Origin of the sequence: Streptomyces sp. NPDC015131 (assembly GCF_043079975.1) — a bacterium.
GTDB lineage: Bacteria > Actinomycetota > Actinomycetes > Streptomycetales > Streptomycetaceae > Streptomyces.
Genome location: NZ_JBIBVB010000002.1, coordinates 1,086,782 through 1,107,173, shown reverse-complemented (window position 1 = coordinate 1,107,173; position 20,392 = coordinate 1,086,782). Strand labels below are relative to the sequence as shown.

The 20,392-nt window shown below is 74.2% G+C and carries 17 protein-coding genes, 3 tRNA genes and 1 pseudogene; 7 read left to right on the top strand and 14 right to left on the bottom strand.

From position 1 onward, the window contains the following. Positions 1-49: 49 nt before the first annotated feature. A tRNA-Lys gene (locus ACF08D_RS10615) sits at positions 50-123 on the bottom strand. Positions 124-366: 243 nt separating this feature from the next. Between ACF08D_RS10615 and ACF08D_RS10610 the strand changes: the two genes are divergently transcribed. The 3 genes and pseudogenes from ACF08D_RS10610 (at position 367) to ACF08D_RS10600 (ending at position 3,896) form a co-directional block, all read left to right on the top strand. Continuing rightward, complete coding sequence (locus ACF08D_RS10610) at positions 367-1,704, top strand: peptidoglycan-binding protein (RefSeq protein ID WP_392222174.1); 1,338 nt, start codon at positions 367-369, stop codon at positions 1,702-1,704. A 94-nt stretch (positions 1,705-1,798) separates the two neighbouring features. Further along, a pseudogene (locus tag ACF08D_RS10605) lies at positions 1,799-3,157 on the top strand (SPFH domain-containing protein); the annotation flags it as partial. A 148-nt stretch (positions 3,158-3,305) separates the two neighbouring features. Then, positions 3,306-3,896, top strand: coding sequence for a lytic polysaccharide monooxygenase (locus ACF08D_RS10600; protein ID WP_392222173.1), 591 nt, complete (start codon positions 3,306-3,308; stop codon positions 3,894-3,896). Between the two features lie 247 nt (positions 3,897-4,143). Here ACF08D_RS10600 and ACF08D_RS10595 read toward each other — a convergent pair. From ACF08D_RS10595 to ehuB, 6 genes are all read right to left on the bottom strand, one after another. Then, positions 4,144-4,217, bottom strand: a tRNA-Lys gene (locus ACF08D_RS10595). A 123-nt stretch (positions 4,218-4,340) separates the two neighbouring features. Further along, the gene (locus ACF08D_RS10590) at positions 4,341-5,099 is read right to left on the bottom strand and encodes an IclR family transcriptional regulator (RefSeq protein WP_392222172.1); all 759 of its coding nucleotides are present in this window, start codon (positions 5,097-5,099) and stop codon (positions 4,341-4,343) included. A gap of 190 nt (positions 5,100-5,289) precedes the next feature. Beyond that, on the bottom strand, positions 5,290-6,036 hold the full coding sequence (locus tag ACF08D_RS10585; protein WP_392222171.1) for an amino acid ABC transporter ATP-binding protein: 747 nt from the start codon (positions 6,034-6,036) through the stop codon (positions 5,290-5,292). After that, a complete protein-coding gene (gene ehuD, locus ACF08D_RS10580; RefSeq protein WP_392222170.1) occupies positions 6,026-6,676 on the bottom strand; it encodes an ectoine/hydroxyectoine ABC transporter permease subunit EhuD in 651 nt (216 codons plus the stop codon). The genes ACF08D_RS10585 and ehuD overlap by 11 nt, the downstream gene beginning before the upstream one ends. Next, the gene (ehuC, locus tag ACF08D_RS10575) at positions 6,673-7,332 is read right to left on the bottom strand and encodes an ectoine/hydroxyectoine ABC transporter permease subunit EhuC (protein ID WP_392222169.1); all 660 of its coding nucleotides are present in this window, start codon (positions 7,330-7,332) and stop codon (positions 6,673-6,675) included. The genes ehuD and ehuC overlap by 4 nt, the downstream gene beginning before the upstream one ends. Continuing rightward, entirely contained in the window at positions 7,329-8,279 is a 951-nt protein-coding gene (gene ehuB / locus ACF08D_RS10570) for an ectoine/hydroxyectoine ABC transporter substrate-binding protein EhuB (RefSeq protein WP_392222168.1), read from the bottom strand. The genes ehuC and ehuB overlap by 4 nt, the downstream gene beginning before the upstream one ends. A 254-nt stretch (positions 8,280-8,533) precedes the next feature. Between ehuB and ACF08D_RS10565 the strand changes: the two genes are divergently transcribed. Continuing rightward, positions 8,534-9,292, top strand: a complete 759-nt coding sequence (locus tag ACF08D_RS10565) for a decarboxylase (RefSeq protein WP_392222167.1) — start codon at positions 8,534-8,536, stop codon at positions 9,290-9,292. Positions 9,293-9,353: 61 nt separating this feature from the next. Continuing rightward, positions 9,354-10,427: an LLM class flavin-dependent oxidoreductase gene (locus ACF08D_RS10560; protein WP_392222166.1), complete on the top strand. Its 1,074-nt coding sequence runs from the start codon at positions 9,354-9,356 to the stop codon at positions 10,425-10,427. 434 nt (positions 10,428-10,861) lie between these two features. Here the strand turns inward: ACF08D_RS10560 and ACF08D_RS10555 are convergent, their stop codons facing one another. After that, positions 10,862-12,694, bottom strand: coding sequence for a putative bifunctional diguanylate cyclase/phosphodiesterase (locus ACF08D_RS10555; protein ID WP_392222165.1), 1,833 nt, complete (start codon positions 12,692-12,694; stop codon positions 10,862-10,864). Between the two features lie 343 nt (positions 12,695-13,037). On the opposite strand from ACF08D_RS10555, the gene ACF08D_RS10550 reads away from it, so the two are divergent. Further along, positions 13,038-14,279 carry a M6 family metalloprotease domain-containing protein gene (locus tag ACF08D_RS10550; protein ID WP_392222164.1) on the top strand — a complete coding sequence of 414 codons (1,242 nt, stop codon included), beginning with the start codon at positions 13,038-13,040 and terminating at the stop codon, positions 14,277-14,279. Positions 14,280-14,328: 49 nt separating this feature from the next. Here the strand turns inward: ACF08D_RS10550 and ACF08D_RS10545 are convergent. The 6 genes from ACF08D_RS10545 to ACF08D_RS10520 form a co-directional block, all read right to left on the bottom strand. After that, positions 14,329-14,402: transfer RNA gene (locus tag ACF08D_RS10545), tRNA-Lys, on the bottom strand. Further along, positions 14,393-14,992, bottom strand: coding sequence for a bifunctional DNA primase/polymerase (locus ACF08D_RS10540; RefSeq protein ID WP_392222163.1), 600 nt, complete (start codon positions 14,990-14,992; stop codon positions 14,393-14,395). Before ACF08D_RS10540 ends, ACF08D_RS10545 begins: the two co-directional genes overlap by 10 nt. A 112-nt stretch (positions 14,993-15,104) precedes the next feature. Then, a complete protein-coding gene (locus tag ACF08D_RS10535; protein ID WP_392222162.1) occupies positions 15,105-15,458 on the bottom strand; it encodes a hypothetical protein in 354 nt (117 codons plus the stop codon). A gap of 165 nt (positions 15,459-15,623) precedes the next feature. Beyond that, the gene (locus ACF08D_RS10530; RefSeq protein WP_392222161.1) at positions 15,624-16,961 is read right to left on the bottom strand and encodes an AAA family ATPase; all 1,338 of its coding nucleotides are present in this window, start codon (positions 16,959-16,961) and stop codon (positions 15,624-15,626) included. After that, positions 16,958-18,547 (bottom strand): hypothetical protein, encoded by a 1,590-nt coding sequence (locus tag ACF08D_RS10525; RefSeq protein ID WP_392222160.1) that lies wholly within the window; start codon positions 18,545-18,547, stop codon positions 16,958-16,960. The genes ACF08D_RS10530 and ACF08D_RS10525 overlap by 4 nt, the downstream gene beginning before the upstream one ends. Further along, complete coding sequence (locus tag ACF08D_RS10520; RefSeq protein ID WP_392222159.1) at positions 18,538-19,662, bottom strand: hypothetical protein; 1,125 nt, start codon at positions 19,660-19,662, stop codon at positions 18,538-18,540. Before ACF08D_RS10520 ends, ACF08D_RS10525 begins: the two co-directional genes overlap by 10 nt. Positions 19,663-19,782: 120 nt before the next feature. On the opposite strand from ACF08D_RS10520, the gene ACF08D_RS10515 reads away from it, so the two are divergent. Continuing rightward, complete coding sequence (locus ACF08D_RS10515) at positions 19,783-20,379, top strand: histidine phosphatase family protein (protein WP_392222158.1); 597 nt, start codon at positions 19,783-19,785, stop codon at positions 20,377-20,379. Positions 20,380-20,392: the final 13 nt, after the last annotated feature.

Here is a 20,392-nt window from a genome sequence, read left to right as displayed (position 1 = left end):
CCGTACGACGGAGGCCCCCTCACCGTGGTGAGAGGGCCTCCGTCTCGCGTGCGCCGCCAGGGACTCGAACCCCGGACCCGCTGATTAAGAGTCAGCTGCTCTAACCAACTGAGCTAGCGGCGCCTGCTGACCTGCACAACTTTACCCGATGCCCGGGGGTGCTCCGGACCGCCTCGGCCCCGCTCGCGGATCGGGCGGCGCCCCCGCGAGGGCCGGGCGGCGCCCCCGCGCGGTCCATCCGGCGGCCCGCCCCGGCCTGTCGGCGGGGCGTTTTTTCCCTTTCAACCGTCAAAATGCGTTATGTCTGGACAGTTGAGACACTGGCGCCCGTACCGCAGCACCCGGATGACCTGGAGGGGAAACCGCATGGCCGCCGTACCGGTATTCGAGGAGTACGAGCCCCCCGCCGACTGTCCCTGCACCGGCTGCTCCCGGCAGCGCCGCGAGACCGCCCTCCGCCCGGCCGTCCGCCTCGGCGGCCACCCCGCCGCCCACGGCCCCCGCCGCGCCCTGGTCCTGCTCGGCGCCGCCGGGGTCGCCCTCACCGCCGGCCCCGGGGCGGGCGGCGCGACCGCCCTGGCCCACCCGGCGGGCCCGGCCGGGCCGTCCGGCCCCCAGGCGCGGGCCGCCGACGGCGACGACACCCCCCAGGGCGGCACCGGCCCGCTGCACGGCCGCCCGCACGCCGGCCCCAGCGGGCAGGCCGCCGAGCCGGCGCTGCGCCCGGCCACCCGCGCCGAGATCATCAACCGCGCCAAGCGCTGGGTCGCCGCGAAGGTCCCGTACTCCATGGAGAAGTACTGGACGGACGGCTACCGCCAGGACTGCTCCGGCTTCGTCTCGATGGCCTGGAACCTCGCCGGGAACGAGTGGACGGGCTCCCTCGACCGGTTCGGCACCCGGCTGGACCGCTCCGACCTCCAGCCCGGCGACATCCTGCTCTTCCACAACCCGGCCGACCCCAACCGGGGCTCGCACGTCACCCTCTTCGGCGGCTGGACCGACTACACCCACACCTCCTACACGGCGTACGAGCAGGCCAAGCCGCACGCCCGCAGGCAGGCCACCCCGATGGCGTACTGGAACAACTCCAGCCGCTATGTCGCCTACCGCTACAAGGGCCTGACCGGCGGCACCGGCACCCCCGGCGCCCCCGGCGGGCCGGGCACCTCCGCCGCGTACCCCGGGGCGGGCTCCTTCGGCCCGGGCGCGAACAACGCGCACGTCACCCGGCTCGGCCGGATGCTCACCGAGCGGGGCGCCGGGCGCTTCTACCGCTCGGGGCCCGGTCCGCGCTGGACGGACGCCGACCGCAGGGCGACCCAGGCGTTCCAGCGGGCGCAGGGCTGGACCGGGCGGGAGGCGGACGGGCTGCCCGGGCCGCACACCTGGCGGCTGCTGGTGACCGGCCAGGGCCGGGACGTCCCGGCCGCCCCGGGCAGCGGCGCGCCCGGCACCGTCGCGGCGCCGCCCTTCCCCGGAGCCGGGCACTTCCGGCCCGGCGCGGTCAACGCGCATGTCGAGCGGCTCGGCCGGCAGCTGGTGAAGCGCGGCTTCGGCGCCCACTACCGCTCGGGCCCCGGGCCGCGCTGGACCGAGGCGGACCGGCGCAACGTTGAGGCGTTCCAGCGTGCGCAGGGCTGGCGCGGCGCCGCCGCCAACGGCTACCCCGGCCCGGACACCTGGCGCCGGCTTTTCCGATGACGACCACCAGGAGGCAGGGTTGACCACGGCGACGCCGGACGGCGGCGGGACGGCGAGCGGGAGCGCGGCAGGCGCGGGCCCGGCGGGGGCGGGCGCGGGCCCGGCGGGGGCGGGCCCGGGGAGCGGGGGTCCGGGGAGCGGAGGCCCGGTGAACGGGGGCCCGGTGACCCGGCGGGTGCCGCTCATCGGCAACGAGACCACCGGGCAGATCCCGGTGCACCTGCTGTTCCGGGACGACGACGAGGCGGAACCGGCGGCGGCCACCGGGCCGGTCACCGCCGTGGCGGCCCGGGTGACGGCGCCGCTCACCGGCCCCGGGACCACGGTGACCACCACGGTGGTACGGACCGGGGGCGCCGGTACCGGCACGGTGGGCGCGCCGAAGACGGGCGGCCCCGGGGGCGGGAGAGGAGTGACCGGCACGGTCGGCGCGCTGGGCGCGATCGGCGGAGTCGGCGCGGTGGGTGCTGTGGGCGCGGTGGGCGCTGTGGGTGCGTCCGGTACGGCGAGGGTCCCGGCGCCCGCGCGGCGGCCCGTGCCGCCCGCCGACCCCGGGCTCACCGAGCGGCCCGGGCCGGTGCTGCCCGGCTGGGCCGGAGTGGCGGCCGGCGCGGTCGCGGTCGCCGGATGCGCGGCGCTGCTGTGGTGGGCGGGGGCGGTGCCCGCCCCGGTGGGCGCCATGCTCGGGCTGCCGGCCCGCCCGTACCACGGCATCGGGCTCGGGATCTGGGCGCTGCTGGCGCTGGGCGTGCTGGCGGTGCTCTTCACCTTCGGCGGGCTGTGCCGGGGGAAGGTCGGCCACGCCTGGGTGCTCACCCTGTTCGGTGACTACCGGGGGAGTGTGCGGCGTACGGGGCTGATGTGGGTGAGCCCCCTGCTGCTGCGCCGGCGGGTGGACGTCCGGCTGCGGCACTGGCGCAGCGAGCCGCTGCCCGCCGTGGACGCGAACGGCACCGCGCTGCGCGTGGTCGTGCTGGTGGTGTGGCGCATCCGGGACACGGTGCTGGCGGCGCTGGGGGTCGCGGACCACGAGCGGTACCTGCGCGAGCAGGTGGAGTCGGCGATGGCGCGGGTGCTGTCGCAGCTGCCCGCCGACGCCTTCCACGAGGACGCGCCGACGCTGCGGGACGCCGAGGTGGTGGGGGAGGCGCTCACCCGGATGCTGTCGGCGGAGTGCGCCCCGGTCGGCGTCGACGTCTTCTCGGCGCAGCCGACCCGGATCGAGTACGCGCCGGAGATCGCGGCGGCCATGCAGCGGCGCCGGGTCGCGGCGATCGACGCCAAGCACCGGGACACGGTGCTCACCTCGGTCGTGGACGCGGTGGACGACATGGTCCACCGGCTGACCACGCGTGGTCTGGTCGAGCTGGACGACTACGACCGCAAGGCGCTGGTCAAGGACCTGACGGTGGCCTTCTACACGGGCAGGAGTGGTCCGGTCGAAGGTCCGTGATTGGTATGGACATGTTCAACTCCTGTCCATACATTGGAACTTGGTCTAGACCTGAACCGGCGCCGCCGCACACCGGCGTCTCCGTACATCCCCGCACGCGTGCAGCACGGATCGTCGAACACCCCCACGTTCTGTCTGGAGCGACAGCATGCGACACAAGATAGGCGCGGCCGTGGTCGCCCTCGGCGTTGCCGGGGCCTCCCTCCTGGCCACCAGCAGCGCCAGCAGCCACGGCTACACCGACTCACCCATCAGCCGTCAGAAACTCTGCGCCAACGGCGCCGTGAGCAACTGCGGCAACATCCAGTGGGAGCCGCAGTCCGTCGAGGGCCCCAAGGGCTTCCCGGGCGGCGGACCCGCCGACGGCAAAATCTGCGCCGGCGGCAACGGCCAGTTCGCCCAGCTCGACGACCCCCGGGGCGGCAACTGGCCGGCCACCCGGGTGACCGGCGGTCAGAGCTACACCTTCCGCTGGCAGTTCACCGCCCGCCACCGCACCAGCGACTTCAAGTACTACATCACCAAGAACGGGTGGAACAGCTCCGCGCCGCTCACCCGGGCGGCACTGGACCCCCAGCCGTTCCTGACCGTCCCCTACAACGCGCAGCAGCCGCCGGCCACGCTCTCCCACCAGGGCACCATCCCGAGCGGCAAGACCGGCAAGCACCTGATCCTGGCCGTCTGGACGGTCGCGGACACGGCGAACGCCTTCTACGCCTGCTCCGACGTCCAGTTCTGAGGCCGGTCCGGTCTGAGGCCGGTGTGAGGCCGGGGCCGGAAAGCCCGCCACGCGGGTGAGCACCCGGGGCGGGGCCCGTCCCGCCATGCGTACTCCCGCCGGGGCCCGGTGGGCGCCGTGAGCCAGGCGCCCACCCCAGGTCCCGTGGATCCCCGTACGCACACCCGGCGGGCCCTGCCGTCCGGGGTCTGTCCGCGCCGGGGAACGAGAAAGCCCCCCGCTTCCGCGAGGGGCTTTCTCTCGTCTGTGCGCCGCCAGGGACTCGAACCCCGGACCCGCTGATTAAGAGTCAGCTGCTCTAACCAACTGAGCTAGCGGCGCCTGCTGACAGAGTTAATACTACCCGGTCCCCGGGGTGCTCCCGACCACCCCGCGGTGAGCTGCGTCACAGAGGGCGGGCCGGAGGTTTAGAGCCGGGCCACCTGGGAGCGGGCGGGCCGGGTGTCAGAGCGCGAGGGAGAGCACCACGGGCGCGGCTCTGCGGTTCAGCACGTCCGCGGCCGAGCGCAGCCGGTGCGCGTGCTCGATCGGCAGCGACAGGGCGAGGCAGCCCACCGCCGACCCGGCCGTCAGCGGTACGGCCGCGCAGACCGTGCCCACGGCGTACTCCTGGAGGTCGAGCACCGGGACCGTCGGCGGCTGGCTGTCCAGCTTGGAGAACAGCACCTTCTCGCTGGTGATCGTCCTCGACGTCAGCCGGGCGATCTTGTGGCGGGAGAGGTGGTCCCGGCGGCCGTTCTGGTCGAGCTGGGTGAGCAGACACTTGCCGACCGCGCTGGCGTGCGCCGCCGACCGGAAATCGACCCACTCGTTGACCTTGGGGGCGCCCGGTCCGTCGGCCATCTGCGTGATCTTGACCTCGCCGTCGATGTACCGGCTGATGTAGACGGCGGCGCCCACCGAGTCCCGCAGCTCGGTCAGGGTCTCCTGGAGCTTGCTCTCCAGGGCCTCGCGGCGGGTGGAGCCCGAGCCCAGCAGGACCAGGGAGTCGCCCACGACATAGGCGCCGTCGCTGACCTGCTCGACATACCCCTCGCGGCGCAGCATCAGCAGCAGAGGGGTGAGGTGTCCGGCCGGGAGCCCCGTCTCACGAGCGATCTGGACGTCGGTCACCCCGCCGCCGTGCCGGGAGATCGTTTCGAGAACGCGCAGGGCGTACTGCACCGAGTGGAACGGCGCGGTCGGCTCGGGCTTCAGCGCCACGGTTTCCCCCTACCAGGTTGTGACCGCAAGCTTCCGTAACACGATAGCGGCCAAAAGCCGTTTCGTGGGCTCCTGTTGACAAGAAACTGCCCCACCCCACGCGCATACGCTGGGGCGGGGCACCTGGTCATATGCCAAGGGCACACTTTCGGCCAGGAAGGGGTGGTGGAAAGGGTGGTGGAAGGGGTGGTCAGAGCACCGCGCCGAGGAAGTCCCGGGTGCGGGCGTGGTCCGGGTCCGAGAAGATCTTCTCCGGCGGGCCGGACTCCAGCACCTTGCCGCCGTCGAACATGAACACCTCGTCGGAGATGTCCCGCGCGAAGCTCATCTCGTGGGTGACGCACAGCATCGTGATGTCCTTGCTCCGGGCGATGTCCCGCAGCAGGTCCAGCACCCCGGCCACCAGCTCCGGGTCCAGCGCCGACGTCACCTCGTCCAGCAGCAGCACCCGCGGGCGCATCGCCAGCGCCCGGGCGATCGCCACCCGCTGCTGCTGCCCGCCGGACAGCTGCGCCGGTCTGGCCCCGCACTTGTCGGCCAGCCCCACCAGGTCGAGCAGCTCCCGGGCGCGCTGCTCGGCCTCGTCCTTGTCCAGCCCCAGGACCCGTACCGGCGCCTCGGTGATGTTGCGCAGCACGGACATGTTGGGGAACAGGTTGAACTGCTGGAAGACCATGCCGATCTTCTTGCGCGTCTCGCGCCGCTGCTTCTCGTCCGCCGGGAACAGCCGGCTGTCGCCCACCCGGATGGTCCCGGAGTCCGGGCGCTCCAGCGTCATCAGCATCCGCAGGATCGTGGTCTTGCCGGAGCCGGAGGGGCCGATCAGGGTGACGTGCCGGCCCTCCTCCACGGAGAAGCACAGGTCGTCGAGGACCGTGTTCTCGCCGAAGCGCTTGGTCACGTTCTCGAATCGGATCAGTTCACGTTCACTTGACAAGGCGGCGCTCCAGGGACCGTACGACGAGGGAAGCCGGGTAGGCGACGAGGACGAAGGCGACACCGACGACCGTCAGCGGCTCGGTGTACTGGAAGGTGGACGCGCTCTCCAGCCGCGACTGCTGGAGCAGCTCCAGGACGCTGATCCCGGCCAGCAGCGGGGTGTCCTTGAGCATCGCGATCACATAGTTGCCCAGCGCCGGCGCGATCCGGCGCAGCGCCTGCGGCAGGATCACCGCGAACCAGGTCCGGTGCGCGGGCAGGCTCAGCGCGGTGGCCGCCTCCCACTGCCCGGCCGGTACGGCGTCGATGCCGGCCCGGTACACCTGGGCGGTGTAGGTCGAGTAGTGCAGCCCGATGGCGAGCGTGCCGGTGGTGAGCGCCGAGAACTGCACGCCCCACTCGGGCAGCACGAAGAACAGGAAGAACAGCTGCACCAGTAGCGGGGTGGTGCGGATGAACTCGGTCACCACATGGACCGGCCACCGCACCAGCCGGCTCGGCGCCCGGAACCCGGCCGCCCACACCAGCCCCAGCGAGAAGGAGATCAGCGAGCCGAGCACCAGCACCTGGAGGGTGACCAGCAGCCCGTCCCAGAAACGCGGCATGAAGTCCGCCACCGCGGACCAGTCCCAGGTCATCGCAGCGTCACCCCCAGATTGGCCTTGGTCTTCCGTTCGAGGGCCTTCATGGAGCGGGTGATGACGAACGCGATCACGAAGTAGATCACCAGGATGATGGAGTAGATCTGCGCACTCTCCTGGGTGGCCAGGCGCACCAGATACGCGGCGAAGGACACGTCCCCGACGCCGAGCAGCGACACCAGCGCGGTGCCCTTGAGCAGCTCGACCAGCAGGTTGCAGAAGCTCGGGATCATCTCGGGCACCGCCTGCGGCAGCAGCACCAGCCGCATCCGCTGCCAGGGCGTGAGGCTGAGCGCGATGCCCGCCTCCCGCTGCGCCTGCGGTACGGCGTTGAGCGCGCCGCGCACGATCTCGGCGCCGTACGCCCCGTACGACAGACCGAGCGCGAGCACCGCCGCCCACATCGGCACCAGCTGCCAGCCCAGCAGCGGGGGCACCACGAAGAACAGCCAGAACATCAGGATCAGCGCCGAGGTGCCCCGGAAGATCTCCGTGTACGCCCCGGCCAGGAACCGGACGAACAGCGAGCGGTGGGTGCGGGCCAGTCCGACGGCGAAGGCGACCGCGGCGGCCAGCGCCGCGCTGTACACCAGGAGCTGGAGGGTGATCCCGATGCCGGGCAGCACCCAGTTCTGCCAGAGTCCGGCGGTCATCGGCACAGCTCCTCGGCGGTGAGGGTGGTCATCTCCGCGCGCGTGAAGCCGAAGGGGCGCAGGACGCGGAACAGTTCGCCGCTCTTCTTCATCTTGTGGATCTCGGCGTTGAAGGCGTCGCGCAGCTCGGTGTCGGTGGGGCGGAAGGCGAAGCCGCCGCCGTCGATCGTCCGCCGGCCGTCGACCACCGCCGCGAACGGAGCGGTGGACTCGGCCCGGGCGCTCTTCCGCGCCACCTGGCGGGTCGTCAGCGCGGTCCCCGCGAAGACGTCCACCCGGCCGGACTCGACGGCGTTCAGCCCCGCCACCTGGTCCTGGAGAATGACGATGCTCTTCTCGGGGTACCCGGCCGCCACGGCGTGGTCGATCTGCGCATAGCCGGTGCCGGTGGCGAACGTGGCCCGGGCGCGCACGACGTCCTCGTACGACCGGAGGTTCTTGGGGTTGCCCTTGCGGACGACGAAGGAGTCGAGCATCTGGTACTCGGGGTCGGAGAAGATGACCTGCTCGCACCGCTCCTTGGTGATGTACATCCCGGCCGACACCACGTCGAACTGCTGGGAGTTGAGGCCCGGTATGAGCGAGGCGAAGTCGGTGGCCACCGGCTGGATCCGCCCCACGCCGAGCCGCTGGAAGACCAGCCGGGCCAGTTCGGGCGCCTCACCGGTGAACTCGCCCTGCTCGTCGACGTATCCGTAGGGCACCTCGCCCGCGATGCCGAGCCGGACGGTGCCCTGGGATCTGAGCCGGTCCAGCGCGTTGCCGGACGCCACCCGTGAGCAGCCGGCCGTCGCGGTGGCGCCCACCGTGACCGCGGCGGCCGCCGCCGAGCCGAGCAGCAGGGCGCGCCGCCGTACGGCCGGGGGTCTGAGCGGGTGCTGTTCCGTCCGGTCCCGGTCTGTTGGGTCCGGGTGACTTGTTCGAGCTGTTCGAGCTGTTCGAGCCATGGGCGCGCCGCTACCCGGCGACGGTGGGGCCATACCTGCGAGTTGGCCGAACCGGCCGGACCGATACCGGACCGTGTCCCCATACCGGACGGTGTCCTGACATCGGAGACCGCCGGGCGGGTGGGGCGTGACGCAAGGAGGACTATCCGGGGTGGGGCGGGGCAGCCGTCACGGGGTGGACTCTCCCGGGCCGGCCGGGCCGCGCTCCTTCGCACGGGGCCCGACGGCCCCCGGACCTCTCTGGAGGGCGTGACATGACGACTGTCGGACTGCTCTACCCCGGGCACTCCGCCGAGGACGACTACCCCCGGATCGAGGCGCTCCTGTCCGGTGTGAACCTCCCGATCGTCCACACGGACGCCGGTGAGGACGCCCGCCGGGCCGTCGTGCCCGACGGGGTCGCCGCGGCCGGGACGTGGGCGGAGACCACGGCGGCCGGGCGGCTCGCCGCCGGGGTCGAGGAGCTGCGGCTCTCCGGCGCCGAGTCCGTGGTGTGGGCGTCCACCAGCGGCTCCTTCGGGTACGGCTGGGAGGGCGCCCACGAGCAGATCCGGTCCCTGGCGCTGGCGGCCGGCCTCCCCGCGTCGAGCACCTCGTTCGGCTTCGTCCACGCGGTACGGGAGGTCGGCGCCGGGCGCGTCGCGGTGGCGGCCCCGTACCCGAAGGACGTGACCGAGCAGTTCGTCCGCTTCCTGGAGGCCGCCGGGATCGAGGTCGCCTCGTCGCGGGCGGGCGAGGCCGGCTCGGTGGCCGAGGTGGCCGCCTGGGGGCCGGAGCGGGTGCTGGAGCTGGTGCGGGCGGCCGACGACCCGGGCGCCCAGGCCGTCCTCGTACCGGACACCGCCCTCCACACGGTGGGCTGCCTGCCGCAGCTGGAGGCGGCGGTGGGCAAGCCGGTGCTCACGGCGAACCAGGTCACCGTCTGGGAGGGCCTGCGCCTGGCGGAACGGCGGGGCGCCTGGTCGGACGACCTGGGCGCGCTGTTCGCGCGGAAGGAGCTGCCCGGGGAATAACCGGAGAGCCCCTCCTGTTAGTGGGTGCCGTACGACCCTTTCCCCGCAGGAGGACTTACCAGTGAGCGACGACGCGATTCGAGGCACGGCGAGCGGCACGGCGCCCGTACCCCTGTCCGTACTGGACCTGGTCACCGTCGGCGCGGGCGGCACCGCCTCCGGCGCCCTGGCGACCAGCGTCGCCCTCGCCCGGCTGGCCGAGCGGCGCGGCTTCCACCGCCACTGGGTCGCCGAGCACCACTCCATGCCCGGTGTCGCGTCCTCCTCCCCGGCCGTGATCCTCGCCCACCTCGCCGCCCACACCTCCCGCATCCGGCTCGGCTCGGGCGGCGTCATGCTGCCCAACCACGCCCCGCTGGTGATCGCCGAGCAGTTCGGCACCCTGGAGGCCATGGCGCCGGGCCGGATCGACCTCGGCCTCGGCCGGGCGCCCGGCACCGACGGCGCCACCGCCGCCGCGCTGCGCCGCACCGACCGGCTGAGCGAGGGCGCCGACGAGTTCCCCGAGCAGCTCGCGGAGCTGGTGCGCTTCCTCGACGACGACTTCCCCGACGGGCACCCGTACGCCCGGATCCACGCCGTCCCCGGGCCCGTCCAGGGCCCCGCCGGGCGCCCCCCGGTCTGGCTGCTCGGCTCGTCCGGCTTCAGCGCCCGGCTGGCCGGCATGATGGGCCTGCCCTTCGCGTTCGCCCACCACTTCTCGGCGCGCAACACCTTGCCCGCGCTGGAGCTGTACCGGGAGTCCTTCCGGCCCTCCGCCGTGCTGGACGCCCCCTACGCGCTGATCGGCGTCGCCGCGCTGGCCGCCGACGACGAGCACGAGGCGCGGCGCCAGGTGCTGACGGGCGCGCTGTCGATGCTCCGGCTGCGCACCGGGCGGCCCGGGCTGATCCCCACCCCGGAGGAGGCGGAGGCGTACCCGTTCAGCGCGGCCGAACGGGACTTCGTGGACGGCTGGCTGGCCAGCATCGTGCACGGCACCCCGGACGCGGTACGGGACGGCCTGGACGCGCTCCAGAAGCGCACGGGCGCGGACGAGCTGATGCTCACGGCCAACACGCACGGCGCGGAGGCGCGGCTGCGGAGCTACGCCCTGATAGCCGACGCGTACGCGCTCCCCTCCGGACACCAGTAGCGGCCGGTGCGCCGCGTCCCCACCCGTTGTGGGCAATCGTCCCGCAGGGCGATGGGGGTCCCCCCTGCTCGAGCGAAGCCGAGAGCTTGGGGGAGGGTGGGCACAACGGGACCCCCGGTGCGGCGCCCACCCCGCTCCGTTGTGGGCAAACGTCCCGCAGGGCGGGACGGGTGGGCACAACGGGGTGCCCACCGGGACGGTGCCTGTTCCTGGGGTTCGCCGCGGGGCGGTGCCGGTGGGTGGGGGGCGGGGCCCCTCCGGGCTCGCCTCCTCGCGGTCGGCGGGTCACCCGACCGGTCGGGTGACCGTGCGACGCCGCCGATCCGCTGCGGGGGCGACCCTGCACGGCCCCACCCCGGTGGTACGCCGACTGCGGGCCGGTGGGTCGAGGGGCACGGCCCCACCCCGGCGCGTCGCCGACTGCGGGCCGGTGGTCAGTCCGCTGCGATCAGCTCCGCGATCCTGTCCGGCGCCACCGCCCGCGAGTACAGCCACCCCTGCCCCGTGTCGCAGCCGATCCGCCGCAGCCGGGCCGCCTGGCCGGACGTCTCCACGCACTCCGCCGTGACGGTCAGCCCCAGCCGGTGCGCGAGCTGGACCAGCGCCTCGACGATCACCTCGTCCGCCGGGTTGGGGTGCTCCTCGTCCTGGAACCCCCGCACGAAGGAGCCGTCCAGCTTCAGCACCTTGACGGGCAGCCGGCTGAGGTAGGCCAGGTTCGAGTAGCCGGTGCCGAAGTCGTCGATGGCGATCCGTACGCCCATGTCGCTGAGCGCCTGGAGGGCCTGGAGGGGGCGGCCGGCCGAGCCCATGACGGCCGACTCGGTCAGCTCCAGCTGGAGCAGGTGCGGGGCCAGGCCCGTCTCGGCGAGGATCTCGGCGACGTCCGCGACGAGGTCGGAGTCCCAGACCTGGCGTACCGCGACGTTGACGCTGACGAACAGCGGTCGCTCGCCGGGGTGGTCGAGCTGCCAGCGTCTGGCCTGGCGGCAGGCGGTACGCAGCACCCAGCGGCCCAGCTGGACGATGGAGCCGTCCTCCTCCGCGATGCCGATGAACCGATTCGGCGCGAGCGTGCCGAACTGGGGGTGGTTCCACCGCACCAGGGCCTCGACCCCGCGTACGGTCCCGTCGGCCATGCCCACCAGCGGCTGGTACTCCAGGGCGAACTCGCCCCGCTCGACGGCCGGGCGCAGGGTGGAGGAGAGCGACTGGCGGGTCATCCGGTGGGCGTTGCGCTCCGGGTCGAACAGCGTCCAGCGGGCCTTGCCGTCGGCCTTGGCCCAGTACAGCGTGGTGTCGGCGGCCTGCATCAGGCCGTTGACGGTGGTGCCGGCGGCGGTGCGCTCGACGACGCCGATGGAGGCGGAGACCGAGAGGCGCTGGCCGGCGAGGTCGAACGGCATCTGGACGGCGGCCAGGACGGTCCTGGCGAGGTCGGCGAGCTGCTCGGTGCCGGTGGAGTCCTCCACCAGGATGGCGAACTCGTCCCCGCCGAGGCGGGCCACCAGGTGCCCGCCGCCGCGGGTGAAGCCGTCGCTGTCGGCGCACTCGGTGAGGCGGCCGGCGACGGCGGCCAGCAGCCGGTCGCCGACGCGGTGGCCGAGGGTGTCGTTGACCGCCTTGAACCCGTCGAGGTCGAGGTAGCAGAGCCCGATGCGGCCGGTGCCGCCGTCGTCGTACGAGGAGTTCTCCAGCGCGGAGGTCAGGCGCTCGAAGAACAGGGTGCGGTTGGGCAGGCGGGTCACCGGGTCGTGCATCTGGAGGTGCCGCAGCCGGGCCTGGAGCTGGCGCCGGTCGCTGATGTCCACGATCGAGAGCAGGACGCCCCGGCCGGCCGTGACCGGGGCGACGGTCACCTCGGCCCACAGGGAGCGGCCGTCGGGGTGTTTGAGCCGGCGGGTGCAGCGGAAGCGGGAGCGGCGGCCGCGCAGGACCTCGCGGTACGCGTGCCAGGTGCGGCTGTCGGAGGCGAGGTCCACCAGGTCGGCGGCGGCCTGCTCGCGCAGGGAGGCGGTGTTGGTGCCGAGGAGCGCGGCGAGCGACTCGTTGGCGGTCACCACCAGCCCCTCGGGGTCCACGACGGCCATGGCGATGTGGGCGGCGTTGAAGGCGGCCCGGTAGTCGGCCGGGGCGTAGACCTCCCGGGCGACGGCTGCCGAGGGGCGCGGCTCGCCGACAGTTTCACTACTCTCTGTGACCGGCCGCGGGGCGGTTCCGGTCGGTGAGACTGCCGCAGCTCCCGGTCCTTCGGAGGTTCCGTTCACGGCTCGCTCCCGCAAGGCAGTTGTGACGCACGGATGTGGTCGGGATGGGTCGGCCAGGGAAAGTGTGCCGATCATAGAGGCTCTCGCGGCGGCCGTTCCAGCGCCGTCGCCGCGTGAGGCGGGTGGGGTTGATGGGAGGAACCGGCCCCTCCTGTCGGGCCGATCGTTTCTGCACGGGTGTGCCACGGCACCGTCCTGCCATGACCGGATGTGACAGACGGTGAACTTCCCGGACCGGTGCGGCGCGTCGGCCCCTCACCCGTGTGGGGCAGCGGAACAGGACGTATCACCACAAATCACCACAGGGTGGTGAGACGTCCCGTAAGCCGCACCGGAGGTCGACGTGGAGGGTCAGCAGACACCCGACGGAGTGGAACGCCGGAGCCTGCGCTCCGCCGCCGCCGGTCTCTTCGCCCTTCTCTCGCTGGCCGCCACCGGCCTCGTCGCCGGCCCCGCGAGCGCCGCGTCCGCCGCCGGTCCGTGCGCCCTGCCGCGCACCGACGCGCACCACTCGCTGGGCCTGGACACCTGGAACTCCGCCTATCCCCGGCCCGAGCGGCGGCTCGACGCCCTGATGGTGTTCCTGTCGTTCCCCGACTCGCGCCCGGTGACCGCGCCGGACGTCCTCACCGCCGACTACTTCCCCGCCACCAGCCAGTTCTTCCAGCGGGCCTCCTACGGGAAGTTCACCCTGCGCCCGCACCCGCGCCGCGACTGGATCGCCATGCCCCGCCCCTCCACCGCCTACGCCATACGGCGCGACTGGGAGCCGGAGGACCGGGCCGCCTATCTGCGCGACGCGCTCGCGGCGGCCGACCCGCACGTCGACTTCTCCCGGTACGACATCGTCTACCTGGTCGCCGATCCGGACGCGCCGGGCGTGGACTCCGACGCCACCAAGGTCGTCAACTTCAGCACCCCCCTGTACGCCGACGGCACCGCCATCAAGCGGGTCGTCACCGTCTTCGAGCGCCACCCGCCGGACCGCAACGTCCTGGCCCATGAGACCGGGCACGTGTTCGACCTGCCGGACCTCTACCACCGGCCGATGGACGGCAAGGGCGACTGGGACACCCATGTGGGTGACTGGGACGTGATGGGCAGCCAGTTCGCCCTGGCGCCCGAACTCTTCGGCTGGCACAAGTGGAAGCTGGGCTGGCTGGACCGGCGCGAGGTGCGGTGCGTCAGCGGACGGGGCGGCAGCCGGTTCACCCTGGAGCCGCTCGCCGCCGCGCCCCCGAGGGGCACCTCGGTCGGCACCCGCCTCGCGGTCGTCCGGACCGGCGGCAACACCGCGCTGGCGATCGAGGCGCGCGGTGCGACCGGCAACGACCACGGCACCTGCACCGAGGGCGTCCTGATCTACCGGGTGCGGACGGACGCGGTGTCGGGCGCCGGCCCCGTCGAGGTGATCGACACCCACCCGAGCACGCATGCCTGCTGGGACCGCTCCGTGTACCCGCCGCTCGCCGACGCGCCCCTGCGGGAGGGGGAGACCTTCACGGTGCCGGGGGAGGGGGCCCGGGTCGAGGTCGCGGACCGGACGCCGACGGGCTCGTGGACGGTGCGGGTCACCGTCCCGTAGGGCGTACGAGAAAGGCCCCCCGCTCGCGCGAGGGGCCTTTCTCCGTCTGTGCGCCGCCAGGGACTCGAACCCCGGACCCGCTGATTAAGAGTCAGCTGCTCTAACCAACTGAGCTAGCGGCGCCTGCTGACGTCGTAGACCTTAGCACCCTGGTCGGCGGGAGGAAAAATCGAAACCCGCACCCCCGCCGCGGTGCCCGCCCGGGCCGCCCGGACACAGGCCCACAGGACCACTTCCGGCCCCGGCAGCCAGGGGTGCCGGGTGTCCGGCGCGACCAGCCAGCGCGGCACGGCGGAGCCCTCGGCCGTGCTCCCCGGGGTCAGCGGCGGGACGGTGATCGCGTCGCCGGCGCCGTGGCAGAGCGGCGGCGGCACGGCGTCGCCCCACTCTTCCCAGCGCAGCAGCGACGGCAGCCGGTGCGCCGTGCCGGGGGCGGTGAACAGCAGCATGCGCCCCCGGTGCACGGCGACGGGGCCCGAGCCGGGGCCCTCGCCCCACAGCCGGTCGAGCATCCGGCGCCCGAAGACGGACTCCACGCTCACCACGTCGAAGACCACCCCGCAGGGGAGCACCGCCGGCACGGTCGGCCGGGTCTCCCAGAGGGCGAGGGTCGACCGCGGGTACGCCGCCGCCGACGTCAGCCAGTCGGCTCCGGCCGCCGTGACCTCGGTGGCGTGATCATGGGCGGATTCGTTTCGCAGCCAAGCGCTCATGGCAGTCAGATCTACCGCCGGTGACGGGCCGGTTTCGGGGAGTTGACGGAAACCGGGACAGGGTGGGACGGGGAGGAGTATCGTGCGCCCGCCCCGGTCATATGCCAGCCGGTTACCCGTCGGTCGGGCGGCCGCCGCCGCGCAGCAGGTCCCGCCCGAACTCGATCATCTTCTTGGCGTAGTCCTCGGTCCACTCCGCGCGCTCGGCGATGTCCCCGGCCGTCAGCCGGTCGAACCGCCGGGGGTCGGCGAGCTGCGCGGCGGCCAGCGCCTGGAACTCCACCGCCCGGTCGGTGGCCGCCCGGAAGGCCAGCGCCAGCTCGGTGGACCGGGCGAGCAGCTCCCGGGGGTCCTCCATCGACTCCAGGTCGAAGAAGTGCTCGGGGTCGGAGGCGGCCTCCGCCGGCTCGAAGAGCAGAGGCGCCGGCCTCAGCCGCCGCTGCTCGCTCCGCTCGGTTCCCGCCATGAACGTCTCCTCTTCGCACGACGCGCTTCCCCCACCCGCGGGGACGCCCCCCGTCGTGATGGACCACCCTCCATTCTCCCGCCCCGCGCAAGTACGCCCCCGGAGGCCGGTCAGGGGGTCCAGGGGACGGCGGCGCGGCGTGCGGACCGTTCCGCGGGCGGCCGGTCAGGGGGTCCAGGGGACGCGGTGTTCGGCGAGGTGGGAGAGGACCGCGTGGTTGGCCTCCCAGCCGTCCGGGAACTTCACCGTCACGCCCAGCTGCACCGGCTCCGTGGAGGGGTGCTCGTCCAGCAGGCCGGTGACGCCCGCGCGGCAGACCACCACGCACGCGTGGCGGTGGCGGGAGGCCAGGACGCACAGGCGGCCCGTCTCCAGGTGGAACGCCGTCGCGTCGGGGCGGCCCGACAGGGGGTGGAGGACCACCGTCACGTCGTACTCCCGGCCCTGGAGCCGGTTCGCCGTGTCCACCGTGACGCCCGCGACCCCCAGCCCGGCGAGCGCGGCCCGTACCGCCGCCGCCTGGTCGCGGTGGGCCGTGCCGACGGCGACCCGGTCCGGGGTGAGCGGCACCGGGTCCGGCGACCGCTCCGAGACCGCCGCCCCGCCCCGGTCCAGCAGCCGCCGCACCACCAGCGCCACCGCCCGGACCGCCTCCGGGTCCGTGCGGGGGGTGTGCCGGGGCGGCAGCTCCAGCAGGCCCCAGCCCGACTCCGCCGCCTCGTCCAGCACCCGGTCCGGGCCCGAACCGTCCGACGGCACCCCGAACGACAGCCGCCGGTCGCCCGGGCCCGTCCCGCTGCGGAACGGCGTGTACGGGTAGAAGGCGTCCGACACCAGCGGCGCCGCCGAGGCGGGCAGCCGCCAGGAGACCGGCAGCCGGTGCTGCGGCAGCTCCGGATTGTGCGCCAGCAGCGTCGACACCGCGCTCGCCGACGGGTCGTACGCGAGGCCCGCCCACTGCTCCGCGCCGACCACGCTGAACGGGTCCAGCTGCCCCGGGTCGCCCACGAACAGCGCCCGCTCGAACAGCCCCGCCACCGCCAGCAGCGCGTCCGACCGCATCTGGTACGCCTCGTCGACGATGGCGTGGCCCCACGGCTCGACGCCCTTCACATGCGCCCACTTCGCGGCCGTGGAGATCACCACGTCCAGCCCGGCGAGGTCCGCCGCCTTCGCCGACTTCCGTACGTTCCCCAGGTCGTCGAGCGCCTTGTCGTACGGGTCCGCGTCATTGCTGTGCAGCCGCCCCACCGGCAGCTCCGGCTCCTTCTCGGCCAGCCGCAGCACCAGATCGTCCACCTGCGCGTTCGTCTGGGCGACGACCATCAGCGGGCGGCCCGCCGCCGCGAGCTCCAGCGCGGCGCGCACCACCAGCGTGGACTTGCCCGCACCGGGCGGCGAGTCCACGACCACGCCCCGCGCCTCCCCGTGCAGCGTGTCGTCGAGGATGCGCCGGGTCGCGCCGGCGGCCTCGGCGGACGGATCGAACGGGACGGACGTCACAGCAGGTCCTCCGGGGTCACGGGGTCGGGGCTCTCGGCGGCGTCGGCGCGCGGGGGGCCGCCGTGCGTCCACGGCGTCCGCTCCGGGTCCGGGAGCTTGGGGCCCACCCGCTGGTCGTGCTCGAACAGCGTCCACACCAGCCGGTCGCCCTTCTCCGGCACCGAACCCTCCGCCGGCTCCTTGCCGCGCCCCATCCGGTCCAGCAGCCGCAGCACCGCCGAGCCGTCCTCCTCGTACCGCACGAACCGCGCCGTCTGCGGCTTGCCGTCCAGCGAGCGGTACACCTTCACGCCCTCGCCCAGGTGCGGCCGGTCGTCGGTGCGCACGGTCAGCAGCGGGCGCGGCGACGGCCGCTTCGACTCCGAGAAGGCCATCACCACGTCGGTCACCTCGGCCGTGAACGCCTCGCCCGTCAGCCGCCGCCCGGCCATCACCAGCGGGTCGTCCAGCGCCTCCTGGGCCTCCAGCTGCGTCTGGGCGCTCTCCCGCGCGGCCAGCTTGTTCGCCGCCGTCACCGCGTCGTCCCGGCGCGGCTGCGGCGGCTCGCCCGCCCGCACCCGGTCGCGGTGGCCGGTGAACGACCAGCGGTCGCGGGTCCACCGGTCGGCCACCCGCGCACCCGGCGGCAGCTCCCGCACCAGGTCCAGCGCCCGCCACACGGCGTGCCAGGTCGGCTCCAGCCGGCTCAGCAGCAGCCGGCGGACCTCCCGCTCGGCCCGGTGCAGCTCGCCCAGCCGCTCGTCGGCCGCCTCCCCGTCCTCGGCGGACGCCAGCGCCTGCCGCGCCCGGTCGTACCGCTCGATCGCGGGCGCGAGCAGCCGGTTGTCGAACGCCGGGTCGGTCGCCGGGCCGGCCGGCGGGCACAGCAGCTGCCCGTCCCGGTCCCGCGCCAGCTCCGCGCGGAGCGCCGCCTCCGCGCCCGTGTCGCCCTCCGGCGGGTCGACCCACGCCAGGAGGGCGCCCAGGTGCTGGTCCTCCAGCGACGACTGGCCGGTCGCCCAGTGCCGGTTCAGCAGGTCGGTCGCCGCCAGCAGCAGGGACGAGCCGGGCACCCGGGCCCGCTCCCCGTAGTGCGTCAGCCACCGGCCCAGCAGCGGCACGCGCGGCGGCGCCGGGAACGGCGTCTCCGGGTCCTGCTCGGCGGTGCGCCGGAACCGCATCGACCGCCCCAGCAGCCGGACGTACTCCACGCCCGCGCGGCTCGGCACGACCAGCTGCGGGGCGTCCGCGCACAGCTCCACCTCGACCTTGACCTTCTTGCCGGTCTCCGGGTCGGTCTCGGCGCGCTCGGCGGCCTCGACGTCGTCCGCGTACCCCTCGACGTACGGCAGGACCGCCTCCGCCAGGTCCGCCAGGAACGTGAACCGCAGGTCCCGGTCGCGCGGCTGCGGCACCACCAGCAGCCTCGGCCGCTCCCGGTCGGTGCCGACCAGCGCCCCCAGCGGCGCGCCCGCCTCACCGGCGGTCGTCAGCGGTACGAGGACGAGGGGCCGCTCCGACACATGCCGGTGCCGCACCGTGGCCAGCGGCTGGGCGCGGCCCGACTCGACCGCCTCCAGCCGGGCGAGCGTGGAGATCAGCGACACGCGCCCACCGCCTCCAGCGACTCCGCCCGCAGCGCCGCCGCCCGCCGCAGCGCGGCCACCGCCGGGTCGTCCGGGTCGCCGGCCTCCCCGCGCGCGGCGGCCAGCACCGCGCCGACCGTGGTCAGCCCGCCCAGCTCACCCCGGACCGACCGGCCCAGCGCCTCCACCGCGCCCGCCTCCCGGGCCCGGTCGCGGCAGTGGAACGCCAGCTCGCAGGCGGCCAGGCAGTCGGGGGCGTACGCGTGGGGGACCGCGTCCACGGCGGCGGTCAGCTCACCCGCCGAGCACGCCGCCACGTCGAAGGAGACCCCCTCCGGCAGGGCGTCCGCGATGTCCTCGACCCGGGTCAGCCGGGCCAGCTGGCGGCGGGTGACCGACAGCTGCTTGCGCACGTCGACCAGCGACCCGGCCGGGTGGTTGGAGAAGTCCCGGGGGCACACCAGCAGCACCGAGTGCGCCACCGCGGCGCCGGGGGTCACCGCCGCGACCCGCTCCAGCGCCAGCACGTACACCGCGGCCTGCCGGGCCGCCGCGCCGACCTTTGCCGCGTCCGCCGCGCCGTCGATCATCGGGAAGGACTTGATCTCGACGACCGTCCACCGCCCGTCCGGGCCGACCACCACCGCGTCCGGCTCCAGGAACACCGGCGAACCGCCCGCCTCCAGGGCGAGCATCGGGTGGTCCAGCAGCGACCACGCCCCGGCCGCCGTCGCCTCGCGCAGCGCCAGCGCGGTGCGCGCCGCGCGGCCCTGCGGACCGGCCGCCGCCAGGTCGGGGACGAGGACGTCCGCCGGCTCGGCCACGCCCAGCAGCCGGATCAGCTCCGCGCCGCCGCCGGCCTTGACCTTGGCCTCGAAGGCGTGGCCCCGGGCGATGGCGAACTGCGACTGTCCGTACCCCGACGGGGAGCCCAGCGCCGACGCCAGCGCGGCCTTGTCGACCCCCGCGCCGTCCAGCAGGGCCCGGCGCCGGCAGCCCGGGTTGGCGGCCAGCGCCGCCAGTGCGCGGGCGTCCAGCGGGTGCGGCGGCGTGGCGGGGCCGCGCAGCTCGGCGAGCCGCTGCCTCAGTGTCGTCTGCGGAGGCCGAGCCGGTCCGCTGCCCTGGGATTCGCTCACCCGCGGAAGTCTCGCATCCGCCACTGACAATCGTGGCCGGTACCGCCCGCTTGGTGGCCCCGCGGCCCCGTGGGTGATGATGGAAGGGCACCTACGGCGAGACCCACAGGAGAGCCCCTCATGGCACCGCGGATCCTGCTCGCCCGGCACGGTCAGACCGAATGGTCGCTGCTGGGCAAGCACACCGGCAGGACGGACATACCGCTGCTCGAGGAGGGGCGCCGGGGCGCGAAGCTGCTCGGCGAGCGGCTCCACCGGGCGCCCTGGGACGGCCTGGACGGGGTCGAGGTGCGCACCAGCCCGCTGGTGCGGGCGCGCGAGACCTGCGAGCTGGCCGGTTTCGGGGACCGCGCGGAGCCCTGGGACGCGCTGATGGAGTGGGACTACGGCGCGTACGAGGGCATGACGCCGGCCGAGATCAAGGCGGGCCGCCCGGACTGGTTCATCTGGCGCGACGGCGTCCCCGAGGGCGAAACCCTGGCGCAGCTGTCCGACCGCGCCGACCGGATCGTCGCCTGGGCCCGCTCGGCCGACCGCGACGTCCTGGTCTTCGCCCACGGCCACATCCTGCGCTCGATCGCCGCCCGCTGGCTGGGCGAGCCGGTCTCCTTCGCGGCCCGCATCCGCCTCGACCCCACCAGCCTGTCCGCCCTGGGCTGGGCCTACGGCGCCCCGGCGCTGGAGCGCTGGAACGACACCGGCCACCTGGAGGGCTGAGCCCCGCCCGAGG